A 12,465-nucleotide genomic window follows, 5' to 3' on the forward strand; every position below is an offset into this window, starting at 1 on the left:
GTTGTATCGTATCCGTGACATACAGGCAAGCATATCCGCGATAAGGAAGCGCACAGCCGCCATTTTCGCGTTACGTTTGCGCTTTTCCGCATTTTTCTGCGGGATCGTTTCAATGGAAGGAGCGACCTTATGTATATGCCGGCGCATTTCGAAGAGCAGCGCTCCGACGTGCTGCATCGGCTGATCGATGCCAATCCGCTCGGCGCGCTCGTCACGCTGGGACCGCACGGACTCGACGCGAACCATCTGCCGTTCGAGTTCGATCCGGCGAGCGGTGCGCACGGCACGCTGCGCGCGCATGTCGCGCGCGCGAATCCGGTGTGGCGCGAGGTGGCCGAACGGCCCGATGCGCTCGTGATTTTCCAGGGACCGTCCGCGTATATCTCGCCGAACTGGTATCCGAGCAAACACGAAGCACACCGCCAGGTGCCGACCTACAACTATATGGTGGTGCATGCGCATGGCCGCGTCGCCGTACGCGACGACGAACGCTTCGTGCGCGGGCTGGTCGCGCGGCTTACGCGCAAGATGGAAGCCGGCGAGCCCGCGCCATGGAAGATGGGCGATGCGCCTGAAGACTTTATTTCGCAGATGCTCGCGGCGATTGTCGGGATCGAGATCGAGGTGACGCGGCTGGTGGGGAAATGGAAGCTGGGGCAGAACAAGGAATCGGGCGACCGGCAGGGAGCGCTCGATGCACTGCGGGGGCGCGGCAGCGACGCGCAGCTCGAGGTGTCGGCGGCGATGGAGCGGACGTTGCGGAAGGGGTGAAGATTCTCTTGACCTTCCCATCATTGGAACGTCGATACTGGGTTTCATCGAGCGGTCCATCGGCCGCTGCAGGAGCCCCAATATCATGACCGACCTTGCCACGCCAGCCACTGCGGCCGCGTCTCACACGGCGCCGGCCACCGAGCTCGAAATCCAGGGCATGACCTGCGCCTCGTGCGCGATGCGCGTCGAAAAAGCGCTCGCGAAGGTGCCGGGCGTCGCGTCCGCGTCCGTGAATCTCGCCACTGAAAAGGCCACCGTTCAGCTGAACGGTGGGTCCACCATCGATCAGTTGATCGCCGCCGTCGAAAAGGCCGGCTACCATGCGACGCCGCTCGCGGCAGAAGCATCCGCTACTGCCGCTTCAACGGCCGGCTTCGCTAGCGCGGCGTCCGCCAAACCGCGCGACCGCGCGCGCCGCGACTTTATCGCGGTGCTCGTCGCTGCGCTGCTGACCCTGCCGCTCATCGTCCCGATGGCGGCCGAACCGTTCGGCTACCACGTGATGCTGCCAGGCGCCGTGCAGGTCGTGCTCGCGACGATCGTCCAGTTCGTGTTCGGCGCGCGCTTCTATCGCGCCGCATGGCGCGCGGTGCGCGCGGGTGCCGGCAATATGGATCTGCTCGTCGCGCTCGGCACGTCGGCCGCGTACGGCGTCAGCCTCTATCAGCTCGCGATGCATCCGGGCGACACGATGCATCTTTACTTCGAAGCGTCGGCCGTCGTCATCACGCTCGTGCGCTTCGGCAAGTGGCTCGAAGCGCGCGCAAAACGCCAGACCACCGACGCGATCCGCGCGCTCAACGCGTTGCGGCCGGACCGGGCGCGGATCGTCGTCGGCAACGACGAGCGCGAGGTGCCGCTCGCGCAGGTGCGCGTCGGCATGATAGTCGCGGTGCGGCCGGGCGAACGTGTTCCCGTCGACGGCGCGATCGTGCAAGGCCGCACGCATATCGACGAATCGCTGATTACCGGCGAAAGCATGCCGGTGCCCAAACAGCCCGACGACGCCGTCACGGCGGGCTCGATCAACGGCGAAGGGGCGATTACGGTGCGCACCGCGGCGATCGGTGCGGAGACGGCGCTCGCGCGCATCATCCGGCTCGTCGAGACCGCGCAGGCGGAAAAAGCGCCGATCCAGCGCCTCGTCGACCGCGTCAGTGCCGTATTCGTGCCCGTGATCCTCGCAATCGCCGCACTCACGCTGCTGGGCTGGCTGTTTGCGGGCGCCGGTGTCGAGACGGCGATTCTCAATGCGGTCGCCGTGCTGGTGATCGCCTGCCCTTGCGCGCTCGGCCTCGCAACGCCGGCCGCGATCATGGCCGGCACCGGCGTCGCCGCGCGCCACGGCGTGCTGATCAAGGATGCGCAAGCGCTCGAGACTGCGCATCAGATCAATGTCGTTGCGTTCGACAAGACCGGCACGCTGACGGTCGGGCAACCGTCGGTGACGGCCTTCGAGACCGTCGATGGCGCCGATCGCGACGAGGCGTTGCATCTGGCTGCAGCGGTACAACGGCATAGCGACCATCCGTTGGCTCGCGCGGTGGTCAAGGCGTTCGAGGCGGAGCGCGGTTCGCGCGCGAAGGCCGCGATTCAGGCCGATTCGCCGGCATCCGGCGGTGCCCTTGCCACTGCTGCTGCCGCCTATGCCGTTGCGAGCCTCGGCGCGGAAGCGGACGCGGGTGCCGACGCCCACGCCGGCACCGCTCATGCCGCGCTCGCGGAGGCCACGGCATCCGTGAGCGCACTTCCCGCGCGCGCGGTCCCCGGCCGTGGCGTCGAAGCCGATATCGACGGACGCACGATCGCGATCGGCAGCGGCCGCTGGCTCGCGGAACTCGATATCGCGCTGCCCGAGCGTCTCGCGTTGCGCGCGCAACAGCTCGAACACGCGGGCAACACGGTGTCGTGGCTGATCGCTCGTCCAATCGCCAGCGGCAGCGCAGGCGCTCATGACGGAGCAGGTACGATCCCCGGCTCCGCGACGTCCGCCGTGCTCGCGCTGATCGCCTTCGGCGACGCCGTGAAACCGACCGCGCGGGCAGCGATCGAGCGCCTCAGGCAGATGGGCATCAAGAGCGTGCTCGTCACCGGCGACAACCGCGGCAGCGCGGCGAGCGTCGCGGCCGCGCTCGGCATCGACGAGTTTCATGCGCAGGTGCTGCCCGCCGACAAGGCGCGCGTGATTCACGATCTGAAGATTCGCAGCGCGGGCGTCGTCGCGATGGCCGGCGACGGCATCAACGACGCGCCCGCGCTCGCCGCCGCCGACATCGGCATCGCGATGGCGACCGGCACCGACGTCGCGATGCATGCGGCGGGCATTACGCTGATGCGCGGCGACCCCGCGCTCGTCGCCGACGCGATCGATATCTCGCGCCGCACCTGGCGCAAGATCCGGCAGAACCTGTTCTGGGCGTTCGTGTACAACCTGATCGGCATTCCGCTCGCCGCGTTCGGCTTGCTCAATCCGATGCTCGCGGGCGCGGCCATGGCCTTCTCGAGCGTCAGCGTGGTGACGAACGCGCTGCTGCTGCGCCGCTGGAACGCGCGGCGCGGCTGAACGGGCCACCGGGCCGGCGCTGCGCGGCCCGGCCTGTCATTACATCCTGCTTTCGAAAGACTAAAGAAATCCGTCTGCGCTGCCGTTAACCCCTGACAGGTCGCGAGAAGTTCAATCGTCGGACAATCCGCCCGCGACACGAAACTGCGCATGCAGTCCCGTCCCCGTTACCGCCAGCACTGACATGGAATTCCCTTCTTTGCGCCGCGCCAGCGTCGGCGCCAGGCTCGCCATGCTGTCGTGCGCACTGGTGGCGTCGATCTTCGCGGCTTTCACATGGGCCGTGACGCGCTCGGCCGGCGAGCAGATCAACGAACAGGTGCTCACCCGCATCGCCGAAAAAGACCGCTCGATCGCCGACACGATTTCGCTGTTCGACAAGGCGCTTGGCGCTGAAGTCGGCCGCTCGATGTCGTTGTTCGAACACTTCATGCCGTCGGACTTCGCGCTCGACGAAACGCAGAAGGTGGATATCAACGGCGTCGCCACGCCCGTCTTCAAGGCCGGTGACAAGGCGCTCAATCTGGACTTCTCGATTCCCGACGACTTCCTCGCACGCAGCGGCGCCATTGCTACCGTATTCGCGCGCACCGGCAACGACTTCGTGCGCGTGACGACGTCGCTGAAAAAGCAGGACGGCTCGCGCGCGATCGGCACGCTGCTCGACCGCAAAGGCCCCGCCTACGCGCCGATTCTCGCGGGCAAGACCTACACGGGGCTCGCCGCGCTGTTCGGCAAGCGCTATATCACGCAGTACAAGCCGATCCTCGATGCGAACGGCCGCGTGATCGGCGCGCTGTTTGTCGGTGTCGACGTCGATGCGCAGATCGATTCGATCGAAGACGGCATCCGCAAACTGAAGATCGGCGACAACGGCTACTACTTCGTGATCGACGCGTCCCATGGCGCAGATCGCGGCAAGCTCATCGTCCATCCGACCGCGGCCGGCCAGAAAGCCGACGACAACAACGCGCCGTATCGTCAGATGCTCGACGAGAAGGAAGGGCGAATCGCGTATACGTCACAGGACGCGGCGCTCGGCGAAACGAGCGCGTCCGGCAAATACGCATCGTTCATTACCGTGCCCGAATGGCAGTGGCTGCTCGGCGGCATTGCGAAACGCGACGAAGTGATGGCGGAGGTCAACGCGACGCGCGACCGCTTCCTGCTGATCGGTTTCGTTCTCGTCGCGGTGTTCGTGGCGATCTTCCTGATCGTCGTGCGCCGCCTCGTGAGCCGTCCGCTCGAAGAAGCGGCAAAGGCCTCCGAACGTTTCGCGGCCGGCGACCTCAGTGTGCGCGTGGGCGACGCGAGCCGCGGCCGCCATGATGAAATCGGCCGTCTCATGCACGCGATCGACGGTATCGGCGAAGGGCTCGCGCGCATCGTGACGCAGGTGCGCGGCGCGTCGTCAGACATCACCGACGGCACCGCGCGAATCGCCGCCGGCAGCGGCGATATCGCGGCACGCGTCGCGACGCAGGCGAGCAGCCTCGAAGAAACCGCGGCGAGCATGGAACAGTTGACGTCGACGGTGCAGCAGAACGCGGGACATGCGGCGCAGGCCAATACGCTCGTCACGAACGCGTCGGCCGCGGCGGTGGACGGCGGCCGCGCGGTCGAGCGCGTCGTGTCGACGATGGGCGAGATCAGCCAGTCTTCGAAGAAGATCGCCGATATCACGTCCGTGATCGAAGGGATCGCGTTCCAGACCAACATCCTTGCGCTGAACGCGGCCGTCGAAGCGGCGCGCGCCGGCGAGCACGGCAAGGGTTTCGCGGTCGTCGCCTCGGAAGTGCGCGCGCTCGCGCAGCGCAGCGCCGCCGCAGCGAAGGAAATCGAAGCGCTGATCGCCGAATCGACGGCGCAGGTCGATAACGGTTACCGGATCGCGGAGGAGGCAAGCGTGACGATGCGCGGCATCGTCGATCGCGTCGGCCAGGTGCAGACGATCATCGGCGAAATCAGTGTCGCGTCGCGCGAGCAGTCGGGCGGCATCGAGCAGGTCAATCTCGCCGTTACGCAGATCGGCGAGGCGACGCAGCAGAACGCGACGCTCGTCGTCGAAGCGGAACGCGCGGCTGCGGAATTGCGTGAGCAGGCGGACCATTTGAGCAATGCGGTCAGCGTGTTCAAGGTCAGTGGAGCCGGGCGGAACTGAGGTAGCCCGGCATCAGGCCGTCGGCCGGAACATCTCGAACATTGTGCCGATCTCCGCGTAATCGGCGCGATATCCGGCGCGCATCACCGGATGCGCGGCCATCGTATCGAACCGGCCATCCTTCAGATACTGGTTCCGGATATGCACGCCGACCACTTGCCCGATCGCGAGGTAGTTGTCGATCGGCTTGCCGTCGAGCGAATGCAGCCGCACGACCTGCAGCAGTTTGCATTCGAGTGCGGCAGGCGATTCGCCAACGTGCGGCACCGATACATTGCGTCCCGGCACCGGCGTCAAGCCCGCGAGTTCGAATTCGTCGACTTCCGGCGGCACCGGCGCCGAAGTCTGGTTCATCTGCGCGGCGAGTGCTTTCGACGTCATGTTCCAGACGAACTCGCCCGTCTCTTCGATATTGCGGATGCTGTCCTTATACGACTCGCTGCAAAAACCGATCATCGGTGGAAACGTAGCAAACGCGCCGAAGAAGCTGTATGGAGCGAGATTGAGCCGGCCGTTTGCGGCGCGCGTCGAAATCCAGCCGATTACGCGCGGCGCGACGATCGCCTTGAACGGATCGTGCGGCAAGCCGTGGCCGACGAGCGGATCGTAGAAGTGAACATCGTTCATGTGGCGTTGCCTGATTCCCGGTGTGAGTTCGGTGCTTCGGACGAAGACGAAGTGTCCAGCATAGCGCACACGCGATGCACGTTGCCTGTAAACGAAACCGGCCTGCCGCATGATGCGCGGCAGGCCGGTTCAACCTCGCATGCGGCGGCAAGCGCCGCTGCACTCACAGCCGTTTCATATCGCACCCATTAACCGTGGTGATCGTGGTCATGGTCGTGACCGTGCAAGTCGCGATGACGATACGGATCGTGTGCGTGCGGATGGCGGTGCATCCATTCATCGTGCGACCAGTAGCGGTGGCCGTCCCAATAGCGGCCGTCGCCCTGCCAGCCGATGTTGATCGACAGGCCAACCGGCATCATGTGCGGTTCGCCATAAACCACCGTTTGCGCAAATGCGCCGGTTGCGCCGAGCAAAGCGCCGCCCGCGAGCAGCGTGGCAATCAGGGTGCGCGACGTCTTGTTCAAGGCTTTCATGTTCGTTCTCCCGTTCAGAGTTGTTGCTGGCGCGGGCCGCGGATGCGAGTGCGTCCGGCTTTGGCGCCGCGCTTGAGACCCACTTTAACGGTGGCGCCGATTTATAGACGTGAGCACTTGTAAGCGCGCATTTCACAAAACGGCAGACCATACGTCCCCGTTATGGGCGAATCGCCTGTCATTTCGGGACGAGGCTTGCGGCTGCACTGACGGAGTGCTTGCTTCCGATGTCAGCGACCGTTACATCCCTTTCGGCGAAGAAAGCGCGAGAAAGCCGATTCGAAGGCAGCAATCTGACGACAGCGCAGTTTGCCGACATATCTGCACAGGGCCGGAAAAGCAAAAGCCCGGACTGAACCGGGCTTTCGTTACTACGCTTTGACGACTTCGCGCGGATTACGCGAGTGGGCGATACAACTTGCGCCCGGACTAGTCGGTGAGACGGATGCCGAACAGCGTGGCTTGCGCACGGCGCAGGCGCTCCGCTTCACGTCGACGCGCTTCGAACGAGTAATCCGAATCGAGCGGCAGGTGCGGCGACGCAAAGAGGTCGCTGACCTTTTGGTACAGAGCAAAAAGAAAGTTCATGGCGACTCCCGGCTGTTGGTTGGTTGGGGTTTTCCCTTAGGACCGAGTATAGGGGTTTTCCCTAGATCGCGTCTAGTGCATCGCACAATTTTTTTGTAAATGCCGCGCAGCCGGGCGTCGTAGCGGTTTGTGCGTTGCATCATTACAACGGACGTGCGTGCCGACGGGCCGTCTATGCGCCGCCCGCACCGCTTCGGAATTAGCGCGGATGCGTCGTTGCCGTTGCGGCTGCGGACTTGTGTTTGCGCGCATGCGCGGTCTTCGCCGGCGAATGGGGCTCGGCGGGCTGACGCGCCGCGGCCGCTGCTGGTGCGTCCGGATTGGCTGGTGCATTGCCCGTGTTTCCTGCGTTGCCGATGGCCGCAGCCGGCGTCACGGACGACGATTCGGTCTGCAGCAGCGTCGCGAAAGTCGCCTGCTGGCCGAGCAGCGTCTGTTCGATGCGTTGCTGACGAACCGTCGTGTCATGCGCGAGGCGCACGAGCAACAGCATCTGCGCAACGCCGATCGCCACCGTCACGAGCAGCACGCCGACGACGATCGACAGCATCCGCTTCATCCGGCGCGAATGGTCAGCGGCCGCGCGACGCTGGTCGGCAATCACGCCGTACAGCGCATCGACGGTATCGGCGAATGCGGCCGCGCGTGCGTGGTCGAGTTCGGGCGTGGCGCGCGAGGGCGCGGGTTGCGCAGCGGCGCCGATGCCTGCAACGCCCGATGCGCCGAACAGCGTGCGAGGCGCCGAAGACGCGTACGGTTGCCGCGGCGGCTGTGCCGCGCGCGTGGCGTCGGCGGCCGGTCCGGTGGTGGATCCGGTGGATCCGGTGGCGTCGGTTGGAGGCAAGGCGTTGGCGCCACGCGACGCGGCAGGCGTCTTCGTTTCAGTATCAAGCGCAGCCGCATTGCGTGCGGCGGACGCCGCCGCCGCCGGCAGTGCATCGGACGAGACCGCACCCGCCGACGTACTCGGCTGCGCACTTGACTGCGCACTTGACTGCGCACTCGACTGCTCACTTGACAGCATACTCGGCCGTATGACCGGCGAAGACGCGACCGCGGACGTTTCGCGCGCGCCGCCCCCGTCATTTTCACTTTTCGCCTTCGCTCGCGCCGTGCCGGCAGGCGCGGCAGTCGCGTCAGCTGGGTTGCCCGGTTCGCCTGCAGGCCCGGTTCCTACACGCGCTTCCAGCGGCGGCGCGTTCGTTTCGTCCGCGCCGCGTGCCGCTTCGCGTCCCGTATCCCGCACTGCATCCTGCGCATGTGCCGCGGCGCGCGCACTCCGGCGCACTGCCTTCGTCTCCACCGGCGCCTCGACAACTGCCGCATCGCCGCCGTCCGCAGCCGCCGCCTCGACCGCGGCCAGCACCTCGTCGGGCAATTCGAACCCGGTCAGCGTCCCTTGCCGCACGTCGATGTTCATCGCCTCCAACGCCGCGCGCGTGGGATCGTCGGGGAACAGGTCAAGCGTGCCGTCGTCGGCGGGCACGTCGCTGAGTTCAGCGAGGCGCTGCGCCGAACGCGCGGCGCGTGCAAGCTTGTTTTCGGTTTCGGTCGAGACGGTGGAGGGAGCGGACGGGGTACGCGGCGCTTTCGAGCCGGAACGGGCGGGGCGGGAGGTCGTAGGTGCTGCGGGATCGGCCATGTTGTGTTCCAAAGTGTCCCCGGGAGAATCGGGTCGAGCGCCGATATTATGGACGACAAGCCGCAGCGATTCGATCCCGCCGTTGCGGGTCGCCCGGTCACACGTTGTACAAAAGAGTCATTCCCGCGCGGTTCGCGCGTCGCTTGAGCGTCGCTTGCGCATCGATTCGCGACGGCCGGTCACGAAGCGCTCGCCGCGCGCGGCGGCACGGCGTGCGGGCTCGCGACCGGCGCTTGCTCGAAATTCCCGCTCGACGTTCCACTCGAATGGCCACCGTCCGGCTGCGCATCGGGCTTCGCTTCGAGAACGAGCCGCACGCGCAGCGGCTGGCGCATATCCGCGGGTGGCGACACGCCGATTGCATGCGCCATCAGCACCGCGCGCAGGTCGTCGTCGGCTTGCGCGTCGCCGAGCGAATCGAATGCGACGCGCGTCACCGAACCGTCGTTGCCGATCCATGCGCGCACGGTGATCATCGCCGGCACCGTATCGGCCGGCGCGTGCTGCATCCGGTCCTCGAGAAACGCATGCAGTTCGTTCGCCGTATCGTCGTACGCCTCGAGCGATCGCTGGAATTGCTCGCCGACGACCAATGCATACGATATCCACGCTTGCGGCACTTCCGTGGTTTGCGCCGCCGCGTCTTGCGCATAACCTGCCATCGAACACGCAATCGCACATGTGCCGATTGCGTATGCGATTGTGTGTCTGATTGCGCGCTTCACTGTGCGCGTCATCCCCGACTTCATTGCCCACTTCATTCCGCGCTGCGGCGCGCGGCGTTCAATATCGTTCGTCATCGGATCTATCTCGCCCTTCACGCCGGATCGAACGGCAAATAAACGCGCGCGGTGCCGCGCTGAATCAGCAGCGCGGCATTGTCGTGCAACTGACGCAACTCGCCGGCGAGCTGATCGAGCGATGCGACAGGCGTGCCGTTCACGGACAGCACGATGTCGCCCGGCTTCAGTCCGATACGCGTTGCACGCCCGGCCACCTGCTCGATCAGCAAGCCATGGTCGAGCCCGAGCCGCTGCTGTTCCGCGATCGACAGCGGCCGCATCACAATGCCGAGTCGTGTCGACGGAGCAGCGGATGCGTTTGTCGCCGCGCCGCCGTTACTGTCGAGTTCGCCGACCGCGACGGTCATATGCGTTGCCTGGCCCGCGCGCCACACGAGCAGGTCGGCTTTCTGTCCGGGACGGATCTTCGCGACGGCGGTCAGAAGATCGACGGAATCGTCGACGTCGTGACCGTCGACCGCCAGCACGACATCGCCGGCCTGCAGGCCAGCCCGCGCGGCCGGGCCACGCGGGTCGACGACGCTGATCAGCGCGCCGTCGGGCTTTTCGAGTCCGAACGAACGCGCGAGCGCCTGGCTGACTTCCTGCAGGTTGACCCCGAGCCAGCCGCGGCTCACATGACCGGTCTTCAGCAATTGATCTTTGACGTCGAGCGCGACGTCGATCGGAATCGCGAACGACAGGCCCTGATAACCGCCCGTCTTCGAGAAAATCATCGAATTGATCGCCACGACGCGGCCGCGCAAGTCGAACAGCGGTCCGCCCGAGTTGCCGGGATTGATCGGCACATCGGTCTGAATGAACGGCACATACGCTTCGCCGGGCAGCGAGCGCGATTTCGCGCTGACGATGCCCGACGTCACCGTGTTCGCAAAACCGTATGGCGAGCCGATCGCCATCACCCAGTCGCCGACTTCGACGCGACGCGGATTGCCGGTCACGACGACGGGCAGATCGTCGGCGTCGATCCTGATCAGAGCGACATCGGAGAGCGCATCGGTGCCAACCACTTTGCCCTTGAATTCGCGCTTGTCGGTTAGTTTCACGTCGACGACGCTCGCATCGCCGACCACGTGCCGATTGGTCAGAATGTAGCCATCCGCGCTGACGATAAAACCGGAGCCGAGACTGACTTCTTCGCGATTGCCAATCACGCGGCGCGCAAGAAACGGCGCGAGCGGATTGCCGGGCGCGATGCCCGGCGGCAGTTGCACACCCATCTGCGTGACTTCGTGCGTCACGCTGATATTCACGACCGCCGACCCGTAACGCTTCGCGAGCGACGCGAAGTTCGGCCACACAATCTGCGCGGAACCCGCGCCCGAATTCGAGCCTGAAGCCGGACCCGAGCCCGGTTCGGCGGACGGCGATGCAGCGGCCGCGACCGTCTGGGCCGCTGCATCGTCGGTCATGGCGGCACGCGCCGCGCTCGCCGCCGGGCCCGCGCCAATCGATGCGAGCGCAACGAAGATCGTCGCTCGCGCTGCGTTGCGCGTTCTACGCCGTTCACCATGTCGTTTTGCGGCTGTCATAAATTCGTTCGCATTCTCGAAAACCACCTCGGCGCAGCGCAGCTTCTTCACGACGGCATCATTTGACCGGCGCAGGCGCAGGCGCCGCGGGCCGCTGCGGCGTCGCCGATTTGCCCCACGCATTGCCGAAGCGAATGCTCTCGGCCGAATAGTTGAAAGTGCCGACCTGGTTCGATGGCGACTTCGCCAGCGCTTCGGCGGCATTCACACCGCTAGCCGCGGCACTCGGCGTCGGCGCGAGCTGCTGGCTCAAGCAATCGTACGAAAGCGCCTGCACCCCGTTCATTTCCGCGTTCACGCACACGCGCTTACCGTCGTCGGGCGCCGCGGACTGCGTCGAGCTCGCGCCGTGGGCCGCGTCGGCAGGCACGTTTTGCGCCCATGCCATGCCGCACATCGCGCACGTCGCATAGATCGATACGGCGCCTGCAACCGGAATCGACAACATCACTGGCCGCCGAACAACACGTTTATGCAGCTTCATCACAAGCTCCTCTCATGATGTCCCCGTGTCGGCGCGCTACACGTCGACCGGCGCTCGCCCGGCCGCGGTAAAGCGCTGGAACTCCTTCACATCGGCCCGTTTCATCCAGGGCGGCGGAGTCTCGAGGAAGGAGGTGTCGCGACGCACCGTTTCATAATGGATCAACTGCTTCGATGTCGGAAACGGTGTCTCGCGCGGTGCGTTGTACATCATCTTGAAGAGCCGCGCCTGCGGACCACGATGCGTCCATAGGTCGCCGACATCGCGCACCGTCGCATCGAAGCAGAAGCGCACCCAGACCGGCCTGCCGCCCATTGCGCCTGCGCGCATGAATTGGGCCAGCGTCAGCAGCACATAAGGCAAGTCATGTTGTTCGATCGACGGATACGACCAGAGGTTCATCACATCGGCGTAACCGACGAGATAGATGAAACGCCGCACAGTCATCGATGGCGCCGCACGGCGCATGACCTGGAAATGACGCTGCCAGTTCTCGATAAATACGCCGCGCTGCTCGCGCTCGAGCACGGCATCGCGCTTGTGGCGCAAGCTCGGCGCTTCGGGCTGATACCACAGCGTCGATAGCGCGCAGCGCTCCTCGTCGCGCGCTATCAGATGGCGAAAGCGCCGGCCCTCGCCGCCGTCGGCAAGCAGCCTCAGTTCGCCGAAGCAAACGGGGCAATGCAGGTTCGCGTTGCCGTCGGCGCCGTAGTGCGCACCGACGACATGAAAACCGTGGCCGCCGACATTGACCTCGTCGAGTAGCCGCGCGGTTTCCGATGAAGTCTGGGTGCTCACTCGCATCGCCCCTTGCG

11 protein-coding genes are annotated in these 12,465 nt (G+C 65.5%); 3 read left to right on the forward strand and 8 right to left on the reverse strand.

Annotated elements, in window-relative coordinates; translation table 11 throughout:
- Positions 1–129: 129 nt before the first annotated feature.
- The 3 genes from QYH69_RS14650 to QYH69_RS14660 all read left to right on the forward strand — a co-directional run bounded on the left by QYH69_RS14650 (position 130) and on the right by QYH69_RS14660 (position 5,498).
- Positions 130–771, forward strand: coding sequence for an FMN-binding negative transcriptional regulator (locus QYH69_RS14650; protein WP_308832589.1), 642 nt, complete (start codon positions 130–132; stop codon positions 769–771).
- A gap of 85 nt (positions 772–856) precedes the next feature.
- Positions 857–3,337 (forward strand): heavy metal translocating P-type ATPase, encoded by a 2,481-nt coding sequence (locus QYH69_RS14655; RefSeq protein WP_308832590.1) that lies wholly within the window; start codon positions 857–859, stop codon positions 3,335–3,337.
- A 184-nt stretch (positions 3,338–3,521) separates the two neighbouring features.
- On the forward strand, positions 3,522–5,498 hold the full coding sequence (locus QYH69_RS14660) for a Cache 3/Cache 2 fusion domain-containing protein (RefSeq protein WP_308832591.1): 1,977 nt from the start codon (positions 3,522–3,524) through the stop codon (positions 5,496–5,498).
- 12 nt (positions 5,499–5,510) lie between these two features.
- Here the strand turns inward: QYH69_RS14660 and QYH69_RS14665 are convergent, their stop codons facing one another.
- The 8 genes from QYH69_RS14665 to QYH69_RS14700 form a co-directional block, all read right to left on the reverse strand.
- Positions 5,511–6,125 carry a flavin reductase family protein gene (locus QYH69_RS14665; protein WP_308832592.1) on the reverse strand — a complete coding sequence of 205 codons (615 nt, stop codon included), beginning with the start codon at positions 6,123–6,125 and terminating at the stop codon, positions 5,511–5,513.
- Between the two features lie 188 nt (positions 6,126–6,313).
- Positions 6,314–6,601 carry a hypothetical protein gene (locus tag QYH69_RS14670; RefSeq protein ID WP_308832593.1) on the reverse strand — a complete coding sequence of 96 codons (288 nt, stop codon included), beginning with the start codon at positions 6,599–6,601 and terminating at the stop codon, positions 6,314–6,316.
- A 429-nt stretch (positions 6,602–7,030) separates the two neighbouring features.
- A complete protein-coding gene (locus tag QYH69_RS14675) occupies positions 7,031–7,189 on the reverse strand; it encodes a hypothetical protein (RefSeq protein ID WP_308832594.1) in 159 nt (52 codons plus the stop codon).
- A 199-nt stretch (positions 7,190–7,388) separates the two neighbouring features.
- A complete protein-coding gene (locus tag QYH69_RS14680) occupies positions 7,389–8,831 on the reverse strand; it encodes a hypothetical protein (protein ID WP_308832595.1) in 1,443 nt (480 codons plus the stop codon).
- Between the two features lie 179 nt (positions 8,832–9,010).
- Positions 9,011–9,631: a YbaB/EbfC family DNA-binding protein gene (locus tag QYH69_RS14685; protein ID WP_308832596.1), complete on the reverse strand. Its 621-nt coding sequence runs from the start codon at positions 9,629–9,631 to the stop codon at positions 9,011–9,013.
- Between the two features lie 17 nt (positions 9,632–9,648).
- The gene (locus QYH69_RS14690; protein ID WP_308832597.1) at positions 9,649–11,166 is read right to left on the reverse strand and encodes a Do family serine endopeptidase; all 1,518 of its coding nucleotides are present in this window, start codon (positions 11,164–11,166) and stop codon (positions 9,649–9,651) included.
- 58 nt (positions 11,167–11,224) lie between these two features.
- The gene (locus QYH69_RS14695; protein ID WP_308832598.1) at positions 11,225–11,650 is read right to left on the reverse strand and encodes a hypothetical protein; all 426 of its coding nucleotides are present in this window, start codon (positions 11,648–11,650) and stop codon (positions 11,225–11,227) included.
- Positions 11,651–11,686: 36 nt separating this feature from the next.
- Positions 11,687–12,448, reverse strand: a complete 762-nt coding sequence (locus QYH69_RS14700) for a hypothetical protein (protein ID WP_308832599.1) — start codon at positions 12,446–12,448, stop codon at positions 11,687–11,689.
- Between the last annotated feature and the right edge of the window lie 17 nt (positions 12,449–12,465).

This window comes from Paraburkholderia sp. SARCC-3016, from assembly GCF_031119615.1.
Taxonomy (GTDB): Bacteria; Pseudomonadota; Gammaproteobacteria; order Burkholderiales; family Burkholderiaceae; genus Paraburkholderia.